Source organism: Bacillus cereus group sp. BfR-BA-01383, from assembly GCF_022663495.1.
GTDB lineage: Bacteria > Bacillota > Bacilli > Bacillales > Bacillaceae_G > Bacillus_A > Bacillus_A cereus_AU.
The window spans coordinates 73,758-92,625 of record NZ_JAKUFP010000008.1 but is presented as its reverse complement, the minus strand read 5'-3'; the positions used below and the strand labels follow the sequence as shown (position 1 = coordinate 92,625).

Genomic DNA, 18,868 nt, shown 5'->3' with positions numbered 1-18,868 from the left:
CTCACATCTTTAATAATGATTTCCAAACTTAAACTAACAAAAAAGATAGAACAAATCAAAACGATTTGTTCTATCTTTTATTTATCGATTAACTGCACCATAAGTAATGCTTTTCCAACAACATTACCTTCATGATGCACTTCTACATCAACCTTACCAAATTTACGTCCAATTTCTAATACTTTCGGATGAACGGATACAACATTATCAATTTGAACCGGTTTTACGAAGTAAATTGTTAAGTTTTCAACAATTAAATCGCTCTTCTTTTGCGCACGAATGACGCGAGTCGTTGCTTCCGTCACAATTGTTGCAAATACACCGTATGATAACGTTCCGATTGAATTCGTCATCTGTGGCGTCACTGAAAATTGATATAGATGCTCATTTTTCGCTTCTTTCGGCGTCATAAATTGATTCGTTACAATATCATCGATCGTTTCACCAACTTGTGGTTGACGCTGAATCATTTGCAGCGCTTGCAGTACATCTTGACGGCTAATAATTCCTTGCAGTTTATTTCCTTCATCAACAACAGGAAGTAATTCAATGCCTTCCCATACCATCATACGTGCCGCAGCTGCGACAGACATTTTACCGTTCACTGTAATCGGATGTTTTGTCATGACTTTATCAATTGGCGTTTCTTTTACGACACCAATCATATCTTTAGAAGTTACGATACCTAATACCTTTTTATTTTCATCAACAATTGGATAACGTCCATGCATTGTCTCCTCGTTATACGCATGCCATTGCAGCACCGTGTCATCTGGCTTTAAATATAACGTCTCTTCAATTGGTGTTAAAATATCTTCAACGAGTACGATTTCTTTCTTAATAAGTTGATCATAAATTGCACGGTTAATTAACGTTGCGACCGTAAATGTATCATAACTACTCGAAATAATTGGAAGCTTTAATTCGTCTGCTAATTTCTTCACATGATCTTCCGTATCAAATCCGCCCGTAATTAACACCGCTGCACCAGCTTCTAGCGCTAATTGATGTGCATTCGTACGATTACCGATAATAAGTAAATTCCCTGCTTCTGTATAGCGCATCATCGCTTCTAATTTCATAGCTCCGATTACGAATTTATTTAATGTTTTATGTAGTCCTTCTCTGCCCCCAAGTACTTGACCATCGACAATGTTAACGACTTCTGCATATGTCAGTTTTTCGATATTTTCTTTCTTCTTTTGTTCAATTCGAATTGTTCCGACACGTTCAATTGTACTAACATACCCTTTATTTTCTGCATCTTTAATTGCACGGTAAGCTGTCCCTTCACTTACACTCAAATCTTTCGCAATTTGCCTTACAGAAATTTTATGCCCTACCGGCAGGCTATTAATATGTTCTAAAATTTGATTATGTTTGGTAGCCAAATGGTTTCACCATACTTTCTTTTCCCTAAATTCTTCATGTGTTGTATTTTCAGTATACTATATTTCCAAAACTGTTACACTCTCTCTTTCTATATCTGTACTATTTTTTTTATAACAAAATAATCCTTACATTCCACAAGTCACTCTATTACAACAATGTAATGCTATTGTCATCTCGTTCGATAGTTAGTCCACTCGATTCCCTATACAATTAAGACAAGATATGAGACAAAGGAGCGAATACATGATGAAAAAATTTTTAGAGGTAATAGGTGCTGTGTTTTTAGCTTTCGTAGACGGGAAAAAAGTTGCGATGGAATTGAATGAAACACCTGAACAGCCACGTACAAAAGGAAAAGAATCACCAAAACAAGTGCAAACTTTAAAAGCTGTACTGCATACGTAAAAAGCCCTTCACTTGTCTTTTCAAATGAAGGGTTTCTTTTTTATAGTGTAATACTTTCTCCAGCGTCTAATACTTTCCCCGTACAATTTTGTAGATTTTCAACAAATTGATATGGGTCTTGTTCAATAACTGGGAACGTATTGTAATGCATCGGTACGACTGTTTTTGCACCAACCCATTTTGCAGCTAAAACAGCGTCTTCTGGTCCCATTGTGAAATTATCACCAATTGGTAGAAATGCTACATCAATATCATTCAGTTCTCCAATTAACTTCATATCAGAGAACAGTGCAGTATCTCCCGCATGATATATAGTTTTCTCTTCTGCTGTAAACAAAATACCAGCTGGCATACCTGTATATGTAATCGTCTTATTTTCTTCATCAATATAACTAGAGCCGTGGAATGCCTGGGTAAATTTCACTTTTCCAAAATCAAATTCATGTGAACCCCCAATATGCATCGGATGTGTATTCACACCTTGCCAACTTAAAAATGTAGCTAATTCAAATGGTGCTACAACAACCGCATTATTTTTCTTCGCAAGTGCTACTGTATCTCCCACATGATCACCATGTCCATGCGATAAAAGAATCGCATCTACTTTTACATCTTCAGCCTTTAAATCTGTTTTCGGATTCCCTGTTAAAAATGGGTCAATTAAAATAACCTTTCCATTCGTTTCAATCTTTACAACTGAATGCCCGTGATAAGATACTTTCATTATTATATTCCTCCCCTATTCACATTCACACTTTGTATTCTACATGATTTCTTAATTCCCTGTCTTTTCTAACATCTATTTACTTGTCATAACGCTTTCATCCGATGTAAAGTTATATTTGTAATTAAATATCTCGGGGGGGCCAATCGATGAATGCTAGATTAGAAAATTTAATGCAATGGCTAAAAGAAAAAAACGTAGAAGCTGCGTTCCTAACTTCTACACCAAACGTTTTCTACATGACGAACTTCCACTGTGAACCACATGAAAGACTACTTGGTATGTTTGTATTCCAAGAAAAAGAACCTATTTTAATTTGTCCTAAAATGGAAGAAGGTCAAGCGCGTAACGCTGGATGGGCACATGAAATCATCGGATTTACTGATACTGACAGACCATGGGATATGATTGCAAAAGCAATTAAAGACCGCGGTATCAATGCAAATGCAGTTGCAATTGAAAAAGAACATTTAAACGTAGAACGTTACGAAGAATTAACAAAATTATTCCCAAATGCAGCTTTCAAATCAGCTGAAGAGAAAGTTCGCGAACTACGCTTAATTAAAGACGAAAAAGAACTTTCTATTTTACGTGAAGCAGCTAAAATGGCAGACTATGCTGTTGAAGTTGGTGTAAATGCAATTAAAGAAAATCGCAGCGAGCTAGAAGTATTAGCAATTATTGAGCATGAATTAAAAACAAAAGGCATCCATAAAATGTCATTTGATACGATGGTATTAGCAGGTGCAAACTCTGCTCTTCCACACGGTATTCCAGGCGCAAACAAAATGAAACGCGGCGATTTCGTACTATTTGATTTAGGTGTAATCATTGAAGGTTATTGCTCTGACATTACACGTACAGTAGCATTCGGTGAACTTTCTGAAGAACAAACTCGCATTTACAACACTGTACTTGCTGGACAATTACAAGCAGTTGAAGCATGTAAACCAGGCGTTACACTTGGTGCAATCGACACAGCTGCTCGCTCTGTCATCGCAGATGCAGGCTACGGAGATTTCTTCCCACACCGCCTTGGTCACGGACTTGGAATTAGCGTACACGAATATCCAGATGTAAAAGAAGGCAACGATTCTCTATTAAAAGAAGGTATGGTCTTCACAATCGAACCAGGTATTTACGTACCAAACGTAGGTGGCGTTCGTATTGAAGATGATATTTACATCACAAAAGACGGATCAGAAATTTTAACGAAATTCCCGAAAGAATTACAATTTGTGAAATAATAAAAAAGGTAGCGTGGTCGCTACCTTTTTCTATTGCTCTACTATTTCAAATTTCTCTACAATCATTTTTGCTGGATCGCTTTCAAGTATTTGAGAAGACCATACTTTTATTTTATCCCCTGTTTTCAACAGTTTATATGCGCTTTTATCCTTAAAGTTCAAGACTGTATGTGATGGATACTCTTTATTCATTTGTTGCTCCATATAATTTTGCAACTCTACTTTTGTTTCAAACATTTTATCCCCGACAAAAAATACCGTATCATTTCTTATTATGATATACCCTTCTTTAGGACCTTGTTTTACCGCTACTTGCTCTACTATTTTTGTAGTGCACGCTGATAATATGATTAGAAGTATACTTAAAAACATATACATAGAAATTTTCATGTTCCTATTCATTTTTAGCTCCTTACTCTATACTATTTCCGCTTTAAAACTATCTTCTCTTCATAATTATCATCCCATTTAATCACAACTTCTATCGGTTCATCTTTAGATAGGGATGCACCACTTACACAGGAAGACTTCATTTCAATCCTTGCTCCCTTATGACTTTCTGACGTTGTTGTCATTGTACAAAACGCTTCATTAATATTAATCTCAAAATTTTTAAATTCTGTATTCCCATCCCCGCCCTTATATTGAAATGTAAACATTCCATCTTCACTGTCATCCTTAATATGGCCTTTATATTGTCCCGTCCAATTTTTGCTTTCGCCAGAAAAAGTAACATATGAGCTCGAACAACTTCCTAAAAAGAAAATACTAATAAAAAAGAATAATGCTCTCTTCATAATATCCCTCCATTCAAAAGCATTTATTTCTTCTCAATGTCTATATGTAAAGAAACCGAGTGCGAAATTGAAACATTACTATAAGAGCTGCCCCAATATTATTAAAAAAGAAGGCCCCTTAAAAAGTGCCTTCTTCTATCTCACTAATATTCAATTGAAATTTCACAATCCAAACTGAGAAAAGGTGGACAAGAATCGCAAACGCCATACATGCTCCACTCAAAAAGGTTAATATAGGATGCGAATACACATGCCCCAATCCATAAGACGCTCCTACGAAAAACAATGTTATGTAAATATATATCGCTCCATGTATTTGCCTCATATAAGCCTCCTTTTCCCATATTATAACATAAGTTTTCTGATTATTCGAATTAGTTTGTTGTGGTCAATATTTCTCAACTGTTACACCTCTAACAGCAGCCTTAATATATGGTGCTCCTTGTAAACTTTGTAAATCCTCTGTTTTTCCTGTTACGACTACACCGTATATTGGTAGGTCTTTTGGTTTGAAGTTCTTCACCTCATTATAGTTTGTTCTAAAATATTCTTGATATCCCCCTTTATTTTCACTTAAAGATTTCATAGCACCAATAAACCTCATTGAGTTTCCTTCAATATCTTTGTACTCGTCTTCCTTCTTATCAGCATAACTACCCTCAAATCCAAAAATATTCATTGATAACTCTGCATTTAATACCGCTCCGGTTTCAGGATCTGCTAATCCTGTATATGTCTCTGCTTTCTTTTCATCATATGTATCTACCCATAACCATACAGGTCGTATTCCTTCAGGAAGCATTTTTACTACTTCATCCGCTGTATATGCCTGATCAAAGGATAGTGCCACCTCTGCAACTTTATTCTGCAATTCACTAATTCTCTCTAAATCATTAACATAGTTTAAATACTTTACAAAAGGTAAGTAAAACCGCATTTCCCTTTGCATTGTCTGTCTATTATAATCTTGCATCGGTGCAAATTCAGATTTTTCATTCTGATTCTCTTCATCTAATATAGTATTTCCATTATAATTCTGTTGATTGTAACCCCAAATAGAGTATTCATAAATTTCATCAATCCACTTAACCGGTTGTCCTTGAATATTTTTATATGAACTGTACATCATTGTACCACTAGCTATTCCCACGCTTAATTTTGTATGTGAATTAAAAATAATATTAGGCCCTTGAACACTTTGTTGTAAATATACTCTCTGATCCATTTCTCGCTTACTCTTCTCGTTAAAATAAATTAATAGACTTATACTTCCTATAATAAGTACTAGTGTCACAACTACTGAAATTACGAGATTTCTCCAAAATTGCTTCCGCTTCGCTTTCTTCATCAAAGCTTTCATCTGCTTATCATCCATATTCAAATCAAAGTCCTTCCGACTCATCATTTCTCCCCCTATACAATTTTTTAAATTGATTTCTTGCACGGTACAAACTTGTTTTCACTGTTTCTTCTTTCATACTTAATAAAATGGCAATTTCCTTATAAGATGGTTCATATTCATATTTCAACAGTAAAATATGACGATAATCCTCCGTCATCGTCTCCAATATTTCTTGTACCTCTCCTTGTAGTTCACTTGTTAAAAGCACTTCATCTAATGTCTTTTGGCCAATAAGAACGACAGATTCAATTGCGATTGGATTTAGTCTTTTTTCTTTTCGGTATAAATCTCGGTGCTGATTGATCGCAACTCTAAAGAGCCACGGTGTTAAATGCTCTAACGGTATTTCCTCCATAAGTAATAAAGCTTTATATAACGTATCTTGCACAATATCTTCCGCTTCTTTTCTATCTGCTCCAATCTTAATTAAGTATCCAAACACAGCTTTTGATTTTTCTATTAATAATGTTTCAAACGTATCATGACTCATTCTGCTCTCCTTCCTATATACTCAACGTTTGAGGGCGTAAAATGTATACAGCTTTTCTAAAAAAATTTTCATAATAAAAAGCACATCCAATTTGATGTGCTTCTCTCAAAAATACTATTCTATTATTTCATCGCTTCCTTCACAACATCTTGAATCATAACAACTTCTGTTTTCATATCAACAGACGGTGCTTCCTCATCAATACATTCATACCAAAACGCTAAATGCTTTTTATCAATTTCATAATGAGAATTTTCGACAAGAGCCCCGCCTTCTCCTTGCACAGAATACCAATATAAGTACTCTTCTCCATCTCTTATTTCCCGGAAAATTGTCTCTACATACATCTTTTCGTCGTTTAATGTCAAAAGTACTTCTTTCATATTGTCATTAAGAAGCTGCATCCATTCATCTACTCGATGACTTTTACCAGGCTTCACTTTAAATCGCGATAATTCTACATTCATTTTTATTCCCCCGTTCTCTTGCGCACAAATAAACTATATTCTATTGGATTATGAAAACTTAATTTGCTAGCTAATTTTTGCGAAGGAATATTGTCTGCATTACAATCCCAGCACGGTGTAATATCATTTTGCATGCAATACTCAATGAACCGTGTTGCTACCGCTTGGGCTAACCCTTTCCCTTTATGCGCTTCATGCGTCACAATATCAATTTCAGCAAATCCATTCCCACTAAATATCGAAACACATTCCGCTACAATCATCCCATTTTGTTCTATACAAAATCCAAATCCATTATCCAAAAACGCTTCATTTGATCCCCAATACTCTTTATAATAATCCTCTGTAAATTCATTACTTCGTTCTATCTCTCTTCCATTAATACGTTTAACTTCATATGTATTTTTGTTACAATCTCGGCTTCTCTCTTCAAAGATTACTCTTTGAAATTTCATTCGCGGGATTTTCCGAAGCACATTGCTAAAACGTTCTTCAATTATCATTTCCCACTCTTCACTAGAAGTGAATAATGTAAATCGTTTCTCTGTTTTTTCAATAGCTGTTTTTATATAAAAAAATAAATCTTCGTTATAACTTCGGTCATGCATATCACCAAACAAATAATAAATACCGTTAGCTGTAATGATTAGTCCTGCTGTTACTTGCTCGTTTGCAAAAACCTCACCATCTATCATTTGATCACATACCGCATAAGCAAAAGTCGTTGTTCTTATATTTCCTTCTAAAATCGGAAGAACTTTTCTATACTCGGCTACAGAGATTTTTTTCATAATTGCTCCACTATGATCGTATCAGCTTCTATATTTTCAAAACAAAGATTTACCGTTCTCTTTAATGCTCTCGTTCTATGAATTGTGCATGCCGGAATTAGAATTGAATCGTTCGGTTTTAAAATTGCTGTCTCCCCATCTTGAAAATCGATAAGTAATTCTCCCTCTAATACAATGAATAATTCGTCGGAATTAGAATGATAGTGCCAATCATATTCACCAGTAAATACAGCAATTCGTAAGCAATGATTATTTATATTTGAAACGACGAAGTTTTTATGTTGATCTTGAATATTCTTTGTTAATTCTATTAAGTTCACAGTTTCCATATTTCGTCCCATCCTTTCATTAGTCGTTCTTCTAAAAAAACTAATTTAGTCTCCACCGCCACCTCCGCAATCTCCTCCACCATCACTTGAGCTGCTACAATCGTTGCTACTGTAGTCACCGAATCCACTTGATGAGCTTGAAGCGTATGAAGATTTTTTGTTCCTTTTTCTATCTTTACTGCTTTCATGACTAGGCCACATTTTATCAAACAATATAAAGAATAAGACTAATTCTATTGCGACAAGTATAAATCCTAAAATACTCTCAATAATATTTGAGGTTATCCCAAAACTATAAAATAGCTCGAATGAATAACCACACAAAATTACATACAGAACCATACAAATATACCGAAATGTTTTTTCTATAATACGGACTATTTTTTTTGAAATGGGTATGTTCTGCTCCTGATTTTTCTTTATATATTTTTGTCTCTTAGCTTGCTTTTTCTTCCTCTTTTTGCTCCCCATCGAATCCCCTCTTTCGACTTTCATTTTCCGTTTAATTCCAAATTATCACAAAAAAACACATCATAACAAGCTATATTTCTCGTAAAGTTTTGTTTACTTTTTGTAAAGTTTTATTTACTTTTTACCTAAAAATGGATAAAATAAATGTAACAAATTTACAAAAAGGAGAACTTGTATATTTGATTAAAAATAAGGTGAAACAATTCCGCGTCGTTAGAAACATCACCCAAGAACAATTAGCTTCCTCTGTTCAAATCACTAGACAATCCCTCATCGCTATCGAGAAGAATAAATACAACCCAAGTTTAGAATTAGCATTGAAATTATGTGAGTTTTTCAACTGTAAAGTAGAAGATTTATTTCAATTAGATAAAACTGGGGAGGAAAAAGAATGAAAAATACTTTTAATCAAGAGTTCATTTCGCATCTTACCATTTTATTGTTAGGTTCAACTTTTCTTTATTTCAATAGTAATGATGAAGAAAAAATTAGTTCTGTCCTTCTATTCGCTGGCGTATACATACTCTTAGCCTTGATACTATTAGTAGTGAAACGAATATTCTTTAAGAAAAAAAAGAACGATGCAGAGAAATATCCATTACCTGAGATGGATGAAAGAATCGAGAAGATGAGTTTAAAACTTATGGCACAAATTTTCGGTCTCTCTCATTTAATCGGCTCTGCGATACTATTTATTTTATATCTCACTGACAAAAACTCGATGATACGAGTTGAATATGCCTTGTATTACTTGTTCGGCATTCTTTTCTTTACAATGATGTTCGGATTGAAAATTGTAAAGAAACTAGACAATTAATCCAAATAAAAAGCCCCTCCTTACGAAAGGAGGGGCTTACATGTATTTCTATTATGATAAAGCAGGAGCTTTTTCAAGAAGCTCTTTTGCATCAGCGTATTGTAAGCCGTGAGCTTCTGCAACCGCTTCGAATGTTACATATCCATCTAATGTGTTAATACCTTTTAATAATGCAGCGTTGCCTAAGCAAGCATCTTTATAGCCTTTGTTCGCAATTTGTACTGCATATGGTACTGTTACGTTTGTTAATGCAAGAGTTGATGTACGTGGAACCGCACCTGGCATATTAGCAACTGCATAATGAACAACGCCGTGTTTTTCGTAAGTTGGGTTGTCATGAGTTGTAATACGGTCAGTTGTTTCGAAAATACCACCTTGGTCAATCGCGATATCTACAACGACAGAACCTGGTTCCATTGATTGAATCATTTCTTCAGTTACAAGTTTTGGTGCTTTTGCACCTGGAATTAATACTGCACCAATTACAAGGTCAGATTCTTTTACAGCTTCTGCAATGTTGTATGGATTAGACATTAATGTTTTTACTTGGTTACCGAAAATGTCATCTAATTGACGAAGACGTTCTGCACTTAAGTCGATGATTGTTACATCTGCACCTAAACCTACTGCAATCTTCGCTGCGTTTGTACCAGCTTGACCACCGCCGATAATTGTTACTTTGCCGCGTTTCACCCCTGGGACGCCTGCAAGTAAGATACCTTTACCACCTTTGTTTTTCTCAAGGAATTGTGCACCGATTTGCGCAGCCATACGACCTGCAACTTCACTCATAGGCGCAAGTAATGGTAATGAACGATTATCTAATTGTACTGTTTCGTATGCAATTGATGCGACTTTGTTATCAATTAATGCTTTCGTTAATTCTGGTTCTGGAGCTAAATGTAAGTATGTGAATAAAATTAAACCTTCACGGAAATAACCATATTCACTTGCAACTGGCTCTTTTACCTTCATAACCATATCTTGATTCCATGCTTCTTCAGCAGTTTCAACAAGTTTCGCACCAGCTTGTACGTATTCTTCATCTGTAAAGCCTGATCCTATACCTGCTCCTTTTTGAACAAAAACTTCATGACCATTTTGCACTAAATGTACAGCTCCCGCTGGCGTCATTGCCACGCGGTTTTCATTGTTTTTAATTTCTGTTGGAATACCGATACGCATTATTAGTTCCCCCTTGAGTTATGAAATGACCCCTGAATCATTTTTTAAAGCGCTTTCTACGCTCTTATATTTTAACATAATATCTCAATATTTGACAAAAAATAAGACGAGTTTTCCGATAGATTTAATCTTACATTAAAGGACAGTATTATCCGCACCTTTCAGTATAAAGGATAAACTGTCCAATTATTAGAAAATTCACTTTATTTAATTCTATCGATGTCTATGAATAACATCCACTGCACCGGTTACTTCAATAATTGTACCGGTGATCATATCGGAATCGTCCTCACATAAAAACGAAATGGTTCTTGCGATATCTTCACCTGTTCCAGATCTACCAATTGGTGTTTTATGTTCTTTCTGCTGACGCGCTTCTTGAATTGTCGCCTCTTTCATTTCACCAATAATATCACCAGGACATACCATGTTCGCAGTAATACCATATTCCGCTTCTTCGTAAGCAACTGTTTTCGTTAATGAAACAAGTCCTACTTTCGCTGCCGCAAAAGCTGAGCGATAAATCCATCCCGGCGCACTATCTGCCCCTTGGAATCCGTAATTAATAATACGGCCAAAGTTCTGTTTTCTCATAACCGGAACGACAAGTTTTAATAAATGAAATACCGCTGTTAAATTGCCCTGAATCATTTCATTCCATTCGTCTTCTTCATAATCGACTAACTTTTTTCGTTCAAATACATATGGACCAGCATTATTAATTAAAAAGTCAATTTTGCCAAAACGGCTCATCGCTTCTTCTACTATTTTATGTAAATCTTCCTTTTTCGTGACATCAGCTTGCACGAACTGTAGACGTTCTTCCACATTTTTATATGTTTCTTTCATCGTTTCCATAGCAGCTATATCGCTATGATATGTTACTGTTACTGAATATCCTTTAGCCAATAACTTTTCTGTTACTTGCTTTCCTAAACCTTTCGTACCGGCTGTAATGAGCGCGTGTCTCACAAACATGCCTCCTTTTAAATTCCTATACTTCATATGTAACAAGTTCTTGCTCCAATTACAACTAAAATGAATTGAAACAAAGTTTTCGAAATTTTGTAACGTTTTCAGCAAGCATATTACCAAAATTTGTTTTATAATTAAGTTGTAAACAGTTATAAAATGATTGGGAGGAATCTATTATGAATAATACATATACAAATATTTTAATTGCGGTGGATGGTTCTAAAGAAGCAGAAAAAGCGTTTAAAAAAGCAATTCAAGTTGCAAAACGAAACAATGCAACATTAACAATCGCTCATATCGTTGATGTAAAAGCGTACTCTGCAGTAGAGGCTTATAGCCGCGCGATTGCTGAACGCGCAAATCTATTTGCAGAAGACTTATTAGAAGACTACAAAAAAACTGCGCTTGAAGCTGGCCTTGAAAAAATTGAAACTGTATTAGAATTTGGTAATCCTAAATCTAAAATTTCAAAAGAAATCGCTCCAAACAATAAAGTAGATTTAATTATGTGTGGTGCAACTGGTTTAAATGCTGTTGAGCGTTTCCTAATTGGTAGCGTCTCTGAACATATTATTCGCTATGCGAAATGCGATGTCCTTGTTGTTCGTGGTGATGAGGAGCAAGGTGATCTTTAATTCATAAATAAAACACCAAGTCCCCAGGGGCTTGGTGTTTTTCATTTCACATATTTCACGATAAATACAAGACAAGCAGCAACAATCACTAAAGAAAAACAATACGTCTCATCTTCCATTCCTTTCTCATTTCCTAACATTACACTAACATACATTTTTTAGAAATAGACGGACACAATATGTGTGTTTAGAAAAGGAGGATGCTACATGGATGATTCTGAACGTATTATTTTAGATGTGAATGGGAAAGAGATCGAAATGTTAGATACGATTCGCACACATTTTAAAGAGAAACATGGTGTGGAACTAAGTAATGGTGCATTACTTCGAGATTTGATGGATATTGAGTATATTCGAATTACGAAAGATCGACATAAGTATGATTAATCGATGAAACTTTAAGCCTAGAACATATTGTTCTAGGCTTAATTAAATCTATACGAAAAATGTTATAATTAGGAAAAAACAGGTATGGAGGATACCCTACTATGAAATCTGAAAATATCTCAAAACATTTTCACACATTACATGTACAAAGAAACCAGTTCCTTCCTAAGCTTCATTCACTTTCACAAGAACAACTATGGTATAGGAAAGAGGATGGAAAATGGTCTATTGGTGAACACTTTTATCACTTATATTTAATTGCAAGGATGCTAAAAGTAGCGATTAAATTCTCTTTCACTCTTATCCCTTATGCCAAGCTAAGAAAAAACGCCCCATTTGCAACTGACATACATGACATTTATGCCGAATATAAAGAAAAACACGGCAGAGGCATGAAAGCCCCTTGGATTTTAATCCCTTCAAAAAAAGTCTATCACTCTATGAATGTAAACGAATTAGAAGAATTACTTTCACGTGAAACAGGTGAAATAAAAAAACTAGTTCAAAATATAGAAGAAAATATCGCAGGGCATATCGTATTTTTAGACCCCATTGCTCACTACCCTAACCTGATTCAATCTATCCAGCTATTAGCGATACATGAGAGGCATCATTTTATGATTATGCAAAATAATTATGAAATGATAGATACGCACCTAAAAGTCTAAATACAAAAAGGTAAGGTGCTTTAAAAAAAAGCACCTTACCTTCTATATCATACATCATTTAACTTCCAACAAACTCTCCAACTAACCCCTTCGCTTTCTCTAAAGCGTTTTGGATTTGTTCAAACCCTGTTCCGCCAGCACTATTACGGCGCTTTACAGCCGCATACGGTGAAAGAACTTCATATAAATCTTCTTCAAATAACGAACTCATTTCTTTATATGTTTCAAGTTGTACATCTAATAAATAAATTCCTTTTTGTGTGCAATGTAGAACTAACTTCCCAACAATTTCATGAGCTTGACGGAACGGCAGTCCCTTGTTTGCTAAATAGTCAGCAATTTCTGTTGCGTTAGAGAAATCTTGCGTTACAGCTTGCCCCATTTTTTCTTTGTTTACAGTCATCGTCTCTAACATGCCGGCCATAATATGCAGGCATCCTTCTACTGTTTTTACTGTATCAAACATTCCTTCTTTATCTTCTTGCAAGTCTTTATTGTAAGCGAGCGGTAATCCTTTCATTACTGTAAGTAAACTGAATAAGTTACCGTATACTCTGCCCGTTTTACCGCGGATGAGTTCCGCCATATCCGGATTTTTCTTTTGCGGCATAATACTGCTTCCTGTTGCGTATTGATCGCTCATTTCAATAAATTGAAACTCTTGGCTACTCCATAAAATAAGTTCTTCGCAAAAGCGTGATAAGTGCATCATGAGCATAGACGAGTTACTTAAAAACTCCAGTATAAAATCACGATCGCTTACCGCATCTAAACTATTTTCATAGATTCCATTAAATCCAAGAAGCTCCGCACTATATTCTCGGTCAATCGGGAATGTTGTCCCAGCTAGCGCTCCTGCTCCTAATGGGGAGATGTTAATACGCTTTAATGAATCTTCATAACGATTCACATCGCGCTCTAACATCCAAAAGTAAGCAAGAATATGATGTGCAAATGATATAGGCTGCGCACGCTGCAAGTGCGTATACCCAGGCATAATTGTTTCAATGTTATTTTCCGCTTGATGAACAAGAACAGTTTGCAATTGTTTTGTAGCCTTTATAATATCTTGCACTTTTTCTTTTAAATATAAGTGCATATCAGTCGCTACTTGATCGTTACGGCTTCGGCCTGTATGAAGTTTCCCACCTACTTCACCGATTTTTTCAATTAACATCTTTTCAATATTTAAATGAATGTCCTCAGCCTCGACTGAGAAACTCAATTTATTTTCTTTCGCTTCCTCTAGTAAATATTGAAGCCCTATCTTTATTTTCTCTGCTTCTTCTTTCGTAACGATGCCTTGCTTTGCTAGCATCGTTACGTGTGCAATACTCCCAGTTATATCTTGATTTACTAATTGTTGATCGAAGGAGATGGATGCTCCAAACTCTTCAACCCATGCTTCCGCTTCTTCTGTAAAACGTCCGCCCCAAAGTTTGCTCACGCTTCCACCTTCTTTTGATTCACTTGGCTGTATACTTTCGTAGGTAAACCGAATAATGAAATGAATCCAACTGCCGCATCATGATTAAATTCATCCTGAGCAGTATATGTTGCTAATTTCTCATCGTATAAAGAGTACTCAGATTTACGACCTTCTACAATTGCATGACCTTTAAATAATTTCACACGCACTGTACCTGTTACATTTTTTTGCGTTTCTTGTAAGAAAGCATTGAGCGCTTGTTTTAAAGGTGAGAACCATAGGCCGTTATAAATAAGTTCTGTTATTTTCTGCTCAATCATTGGTTTAAAATGCGCTACTTCTTTCACAAGTGTTAAATCTTCCAGCTCTTTATGCGCTGTAATTAACGTCATCGCTGCTGGACATTCGTATACTTCACGAGATTTAATACCGACAAGACGATTTTCTACATGATCGATACGTCCAACGCCGTGTTTTCCAGCAAGTGCATTTAACGTTTTAATTAATTCTGAAAGTGGATATGCAGTGCCATTTAAAGTAGTCGGTACGCCTGCTTCAAATCCAATTTCTACAAACTCTGGTTTATTCGGTGTATCTTCTAATGCCAATGTCATCTCATATGCATCTTCTGGCGGCGCTGCCCATGGATCTTCTAAAATGCCACATTCGTTGCTGCGTCCCCATAAGTTTTGATCGATTGAAAATGGGCTATCTAAATTAATTGGAATTGGTACATCGTTTTCTTTTGCGTATGCAATTTCTTCTTCACGTGACCACTTCCATTCACGTACAGGCGCAATTACTTCTAAGTAAGGATTTAATGCTTGAATAGAAACTTCAAAACGAACTTGGTCATTTCCTTTTCCTGTACATCCGTGTGCAACTGCAGTCGCACCTTCTTGTTCTGCGATTTCTACTAATTTTTTCGCAATCAGCGGACGAGATAACGCAGAGACAAGAGGGTATTTTCCTTCGTATAATGTGTGTGCTTGCATCGCCATCAATGCATATTCATTCGCGAATTCCTCTTGAACATCCACCATATACGATTTAATCGCACCTACTGAAAGTGCTTTTTCTTTTACAAACGCTAAGTCTTTTCCTTCCCCTAAATCTAAACAAAGCGCAATAATATCATAATTTTTCTCTTGTAACCATTTAATTGCAACGGAAGTATCAAGACCTCCGGAATATGCTAATACAACTTTTTTCTTCTCCATTTTTGCATCCCCCTAAAGAATAAATATTCATTATTTCTTATAATAATTCAAACTTTAACACCTTTCATAAAATGAATCAAGGGGAATTTATATTTTTTTTCAAACAATTTCGTCGAACTTCTTTCTTTTTTTATGTAAAATAGAGGCAGGAAAATGGAGGGCTGTCTATGGAAAAGTATTTTATATACAATGAGCATCTAGGAATTGCAGTGCCGAACATACAAGAAGAATGGGAAGACATCTCTGAAAAAACGCAGCACGCTATTTTATTAAAATGGGAGCAAATTCGGGGAAAAATACCCGATCGTATAAAAGAACTTGAACATTACATTAATCAAAAACAACATCGTTTAAATAACGAAGAGAATTTTGAAATTTCCTGTAGGCTTAATTCTGAAATTGCTGATCTTGCTTCAATTATTAACGATCTTTGGCTTTGGTATCGTCTTACCCAAAACGTATCTGAGGGAAAAGCACACCAATGAAAAAAGCATGCCCCTTAATTCATTTGGGTCATGCTTTTTTGTCGTAACAAACTTTGCAATATATTTCTTGCGCCGTTTTTGCCAAACATACATCAAATGGACCTACTAGCAGATTCTTTCCTTAGGCAGTTTCACAAAAACAACTAGATCTTCTTCATATTGAATCTTTTTTCTGACATGAAACGCATTTTATTTCTTTTCTTTTGAACATGCCTTTTAGCATATCTCCACTCTCCCCTTCATCTATCTATATTCATATACTATGTACAAAAGCAGGTCTCACACTTATGCGAGCTTTCATTATTATCGCTTTAACTTTTTTAAGTGTGATTAGTTGAGATGCATTTTTTAAAGATAAAAGTGATGAAAACAATACAACTGAATAAAAAACAATCTTTCCTATCTTACGAAATAACTTTGACTTTTCTACAAAAATATTTAAACATAACAATTTTTGTAGATTCCCTCCGTTTATTGTCGGTTTCCATCCGCATACATTTTTTGAAAGTATGATATAATAATATAAATCTTGAAGGAAGGGATTTTGATATCATGATCGCTCGAAGGAGCATGTGGCATCGTATTGACGAATCATACACGTAGCGTATTTTTCAGCTCAGATACTTTAGTCTAGCGAAAAAAATACGAGAGTGGGGAAATTATGATTGCCCGAAGGATAATTTGGCAAAAAAAAGACTCTTCTTACACATAGCGTTTTGTTTAGGACTTAATTGTTATTAGCTAAACAAAACAAAGAAGAGCAGGATTGCTAAATGACGAATCCTACTCACCGTTTTGTTTAGTCGCTTTAAGACTTAAACTAAAACGAAGGTAGGGAGAATTGATGGACGAGAGGATTATTCGTTATTTCTTCAGCGACATATAGCGTAGTTAGTTTTACGTAAACTAACTGAAAGCTACATGTGAGCTCGTAGTTAGTTTACAACACCAAAAGGACTACTAACTACGGAAAGAAGGAATAACGATGAGGAACATCCAAAGTCGACAAATTATTAAAGAAATTTTTATGGTTTTAATCGGTTCATTTATTTTAGCAGCAGCGCTATATCACATTCACTTCCAAAACCACTTAACTGAAGGTGGATTTGTAGGTATTGCACTATTTATCCAAAATTTTTATGATATTTCACCATCTATTTCAACTGTATTAATGGATATCCCTATTATTTTACTTTGTGCTTCATTTTTAGGTAGAAAAATGGTTGGCTATTCATTCTTAGGTTCACTTTCATTCGGAGTATTTTATTCCCTTATGGAAAATTATTCTCCATTTACGGTAGATTTATCAAATAATTTATTTGTAGCTGCAGTAGTTGGCGGTGCGTTAGCTGGTATTGGACTCGGTTTTATATTGCGATTTGGCGGTGCAACCGGTGGGGACGATATTTTAACGATTGTATTAAGTAAACGAACTCGTTTTACAATTGGGCAAATTTTCTTCGTCTTTGACGCGATTGTTCTTGCGCTTTCATTATATTATTTAAATTGGACAGAAATTGCTTTTACTATTCTTTCAATTGCCGTACAGGCAAAAACATTGGATTTAATTTACTATCCAAAAGCAGAAAAGAAAGCAACAAAACAACCAGTATCAATTCCAATGTCCAAAAAACATGCAACAAACTAAAAAGCGAAAGGCTTCGGCCTCTCGCTTTTTTTTTACGCTCTTTTTTCTTTTTCGACTATGTGGCGCACTTGATAAAATCGATTCGCAAATTCAGTAACATTTCTTGTTAAACGATAGTTCACTGTAGATCCGATTGCCATTCCAATTACCGGAATACCTTGGAATAACTTACGACGAAGCGCATAAATCGAAAATGTCTTCAAAATTTGCTTTAACACAACCTCCGTAGAAGCTGGTTGTAACACCGCTTCGTCTCCTTCATAAAAGAACGAATCTTCTTGCTCCAGTTCTTGCAATAAATTGTACCATGCGTACTGCTGAAGTCTTCCTGGTAGTAATGACGCATGAAACACCTTTAACGCAAGCATCATTTCATAAGGCTTGTTCACATCATGCCCAAATGATGTTGCAATAAGTTGTACAGCCTTTACATTTAACGCAATCATAACCGGAAAATCAGCTGTTAATAATAATAAACCACCAGCACCCGTTGCTCCGCCTTGTACGAATGAATATAGGCGATGACGTGCTGTTTGCTGCTCTGCTATGTATGTTAATTGATCAATAGATAATGATTTCAAATCTTCAAGTTGCTCAATTGATTCATCAAATAATCTCGACGTTCCTAAAATACGATTACGTGCATCTAGCTGTGATTGTGAACTTTGAATAAGCGCATGCAAATGAAAGAGCCATCCATCTGCTTTCGTAAAGAAATCTTTTCGTTTTTTCTCAGGTAATTTCGCAATTGTAGTATGTACCCATTTATCAAACATTTTTTGAAAATCGGTCGATTCTTGCTCAACTAATTGCGCTTCCCATTCCTTTATATTGTCTAAAATGGCTTGTTCTCGCTTCGATCGCACCGTAACAACCACCTCGTTTGATTTTTTTCTATTGTAAC

Annotated in this window: 25 protein-coding genes and 1 pseudogene; 9 read left to right on the top strand and 17 right to left on the bottom strand. The window is 35.4% G+C overall.

What is annotated here, in order from left to right; translation table 11 throughout:
* Nucleotides 1–77: 77 nt before the first annotated feature.
* Nucleotides 78–1,391 carry a CBS domain-containing protein gene (locus MR065_RS10720; RefSeq protein ID WP_242213632.1) on the bottom strand — a complete coding sequence of 438 codons (1,314 nt, stop codon included), beginning with the start codon at nucleotides 1,389–1,391 and terminating at the stop codon, nucleotides 78–80.
* A 244-nt stretch (nucleotides 1,392–1,635) separates the two neighbouring features.
* Between MR065_RS10720 and MR065_RS10715 the strand changes: the two genes are divergently transcribed.
* Complete coding sequence (locus MR065_RS10715; RefSeq protein WP_242213631.1) at nucleotides 1,636–1,797, top strand: hypothetical protein; 162 nt, start codon at nucleotides 1,636–1,638, stop codon at nucleotides 1,795–1,797.
* A gap of 40 nt (nucleotides 1,798–1,837) precedes the next feature.
* Here MR065_RS10715 and MR065_RS10710 read toward each other — a convergent pair whose 3' ends face one another.
* Nucleotides 1,838–2,521, bottom strand: coding sequence for a metal-dependent hydrolase (locus tag MR065_RS10710; RefSeq protein ID WP_242213629.1), 684 nt, complete (start codon nucleotides 2,519–2,521; stop codon nucleotides 1,838–1,840).
* A 149-nt stretch (nucleotides 2,522–2,670) separates the two neighbouring features.
* On the opposite strand from MR065_RS10710, the gene pepQ reads away from it, so the two are divergent.
* Complete coding sequence (pepQ, locus tag MR065_RS10705) at nucleotides 2,671–3,768, top strand: Xaa-Pro dipeptidase (RefSeq protein WP_097905739.1); 1,098 nt, start codon at nucleotides 2,671–2,673, stop codon at nucleotides 3,766–3,768.
* A 30-nt stretch (nucleotides 3,769–3,798) separates the two neighbouring features.
* On the opposite strand, the gene MR065_RS10700 is transcribed toward pepQ, so the two are convergent.
* The 9 genes from MR065_RS10700 to MR065_RS10660 all read right to left on the bottom strand — a co-directional run bounded on the left by MR065_RS10700 (nucleotide 3,799) and on the right by MR065_RS10660 (nucleotide 8,515).
* A complete protein-coding gene (locus MR065_RS10700) occupies nucleotides 3,799–4,170 on the bottom strand; it encodes a DUF3221 domain-containing protein (RefSeq protein WP_242213627.1) in 372 nt (123 codons plus the stop codon).
* A 20-nt stretch (nucleotides 4,171–4,190) separates the two neighbouring features.
* Complete coding sequence (locus tag MR065_RS10695; RefSeq protein WP_242213626.1) at nucleotides 4,191–4,565, bottom strand: hypothetical protein; 375 nt, start codon at nucleotides 4,563–4,565, stop codon at nucleotides 4,191–4,193.
* A 118-nt stretch (nucleotides 4,566–4,683) separates the two neighbouring features.
* Nucleotides 4,684–4,890, bottom strand: coding sequence for a hypothetical protein (locus tag MR065_RS10690; protein ID WP_071748301.1), 207 nt, complete (start codon nucleotides 4,888–4,890; stop codon nucleotides 4,684–4,686).
* Nucleotides 4,891–4,953: 63 nt separating this feature from the next.
* Nucleotides 4,954–5,967: an anti-sigma factor gene (locus MR065_RS10685; RefSeq protein ID WP_242213625.1), complete on the bottom strand. Its 1,014-nt coding sequence runs from the start codon at nucleotides 5,965–5,967 to the stop codon at nucleotides 4,954–4,956.
* The gene (locus tag MR065_RS10680; RefSeq protein ID WP_242213623.1) at nucleotides 5,948–6,457 is read right to left on the bottom strand and encodes an RNA polymerase sigma factor; all 510 of its coding nucleotides are present in this window, start codon (nucleotides 6,455–6,457) and stop codon (nucleotides 5,948–5,950) included. Before MR065_RS10680 ends, MR065_RS10685 begins: the two co-directional genes overlap by 20 nt.
* Before the next feature lie 122 nt (nucleotides 6,458–6,579).
* Nucleotides 6,580–6,924 (bottom strand): DUF6176 family protein, encoded by a 345-nt coding sequence (locus tag MR065_RS10675; RefSeq protein WP_242213621.1) that lies wholly within the window; start codon nucleotides 6,922–6,924, stop codon nucleotides 6,580–6,582.
* 2 nt (nucleotides 6,925–6,926) lie between these two features.
* The gene (locus tag MR065_RS10670) at nucleotides 6,927–7,715 is read right to left on the bottom strand and encodes a GNAT family N-acetyltransferase (RefSeq protein WP_242213620.1); all 789 of its coding nucleotides are present in this window, start codon (nucleotides 7,713–7,715) and stop codon (nucleotides 6,927–6,929) included.
* The gene (locus MR065_RS10665; RefSeq protein WP_242213619.1) at nucleotides 7,712–8,044 is read right to left on the bottom strand and encodes a cupin domain-containing protein; all 333 of its coding nucleotides are present in this window, start codon (nucleotides 8,042–8,044) and stop codon (nucleotides 7,712–7,714) included. The genes MR065_RS10670 and MR065_RS10665 overlap by 4 nt, the downstream gene beginning before the upstream one ends.
* A 45-nt stretch (nucleotides 8,045–8,089) precedes the next feature.
* Complete coding sequence (locus MR065_RS10660; RefSeq protein ID WP_242213617.1) at nucleotides 8,090–8,515, bottom strand: hypothetical protein; 426 nt, start codon at nucleotides 8,513–8,515, stop codon at nucleotides 8,090–8,092.
* Nucleotides 8,516–8,646: 131 nt separating this feature from the next.
* Here MR065_RS10660 and MR065_RS10655 point away from each other — a divergent pair, with 131 nt between their 5' ends.
* A complete protein-coding gene (locus MR065_RS10655) occupies nucleotides 8,647–8,910 on the top strand; it encodes a helix-turn-helix transcriptional regulator (RefSeq protein WP_242213616.1) in 264 nt (87 codons plus the stop codon).
* Complete coding sequence (locus tag MR065_RS10650) at nucleotides 8,907–9,332, top strand: hypothetical protein (protein ID WP_098990570.1); 426 nt, start codon at nucleotides 8,907–8,909, stop codon at nucleotides 9,330–9,332. The genes MR065_RS10655 and MR065_RS10650 overlap by 4 nt, the downstream gene beginning before the upstream one ends.
* Nucleotides 9,333–9,383: 51 nt before the next feature.
* Here MR065_RS10650 and ald read toward each other — a convergent pair whose 3' ends face one another.
* Complete coding sequence (gene ald, locus MR065_RS10645) at nucleotides 9,384–10,517, bottom strand: alanine dehydrogenase (protein WP_098253185.1); 1,134 nt, start codon at nucleotides 10,515–10,517, stop codon at nucleotides 9,384–9,386.
* A 213-nt stretch (nucleotides 10,518–10,730) separates the two neighbouring features.
* Nucleotides 10,731–11,522: an SDR family oxidoreductase gene (locus tag MR065_RS10640; RefSeq protein ID WP_097905792.1), complete on the bottom strand. Its 792-nt coding sequence runs from the start codon at nucleotides 11,520–11,522 to the stop codon at nucleotides 10,731–10,733.
* A gap of 146 nt (nucleotides 11,523–11,668) precedes the next feature.
* Between MR065_RS10640 and MR065_RS10635 the strand changes: the two genes are divergently transcribed.
* The 3 genes from MR065_RS10635 to MR065_RS10625 all read left to right on the top strand — a co-directional run bounded on the left by MR065_RS10635 (nucleotide 11,669) and on the right by MR065_RS10625 (nucleotide 13,182).
* Entirely contained in the window at nucleotides 11,669–12,127 is a 459-nt protein-coding gene (locus MR065_RS10635) for a universal stress protein (protein ID WP_001066674.1), read from the top strand.
* Between the two features lie 207 nt (nucleotides 12,128–12,334).
* A complete protein-coding gene (locus tag MR065_RS10630; RefSeq protein ID WP_141436518.1) occupies nucleotides 12,335–12,514 on the top strand; it encodes a ProA domain protein in 180 nt (59 codons plus the stop codon).
* A 101-nt stretch (nucleotides 12,515–12,615) separates the two neighbouring features.
* Nucleotides 12,616–13,182: a DinB family protein gene (locus MR065_RS10625; RefSeq protein WP_242213615.1), complete on the top strand. Its 567-nt coding sequence runs from the start codon at nucleotides 12,616–12,618 to the stop codon at nucleotides 13,180–13,182.
* Between the two features lie 58 nt (nucleotides 13,183–13,240).
* Here the strand turns inward: MR065_RS10625 and argH are convergent, their stop codons facing one another.
* Both argH and MR065_RS10615 read right to left on the bottom strand, forming a co-directional pair.
* Nucleotides 13,241–14,629 carry an argininosuccinate lyase gene (gene argH / locus MR065_RS10620; protein ID WP_242213613.1) on the bottom strand — a complete coding sequence of 463 codons (1,389 nt, stop codon included), beginning with the start codon at nucleotides 14,627–14,629 and terminating at the stop codon, nucleotides 13,241–13,243.
* On the bottom strand, nucleotides 14,626–15,831 hold the full coding sequence (locus MR065_RS10615) for an argininosuccinate synthase (RefSeq protein ID WP_097905727.1): 1,206 nt from the start codon (nucleotides 15,829–15,831) through the stop codon (nucleotides 14,626–14,628). Before MR065_RS10615 ends, argH begins: the two co-directional genes overlap by 4 nt.
* A gap of 167 nt (nucleotides 15,832–15,998) precedes the next feature.
* On the opposite strand from MR065_RS10615, the gene MR065_RS10610 reads away from it, so the two are divergent.
* Nucleotides 15,999–16,316: a radical SAM protein gene (locus tag MR065_RS10610; RefSeq protein WP_097905726.1), complete on the top strand. Its 318-nt coding sequence runs from the start codon at nucleotides 15,999–16,001 to the stop codon at nucleotides 16,314–16,316.
* A 28-nt stretch (nucleotides 16,317–16,344) separates the two neighbouring features.
* Here MR065_RS10610 and MR065_RS10605 read toward each other — a convergent pair.
* Nucleotides 16,345–16,539: pseudogene (locus tag MR065_RS10605) on the bottom strand (hypothetical protein).
* A gap of 762 nt (nucleotides 16,540–17,301) precedes the next feature.
* Between MR065_RS10605 and MR065_RS10600 the strand changes: the two are divergent.
* Nucleotides 17,302–17,964, top strand: coding sequence for a YitT family protein (locus tag MR065_RS10600; RefSeq protein WP_242213612.1), 663 nt, complete (start codon nucleotides 17,302–17,304; stop codon nucleotides 17,962–17,964).
* A 32-nt stretch (nucleotides 17,965–17,996) separates the two neighbouring features.
* On the opposite strand, the gene MR065_RS10595 is transcribed toward MR065_RS10600, so the two are convergent.
* Nucleotides 17,997–18,830, bottom strand: a complete 834-nt coding sequence (locus tag MR065_RS10595; protein WP_097905721.1) for an EcsC family protein — start codon at nucleotides 18,828–18,830, stop codon at nucleotides 17,997–17,999.
* Nucleotides 18,831–18,868: the final 38 nt, after the last annotated feature.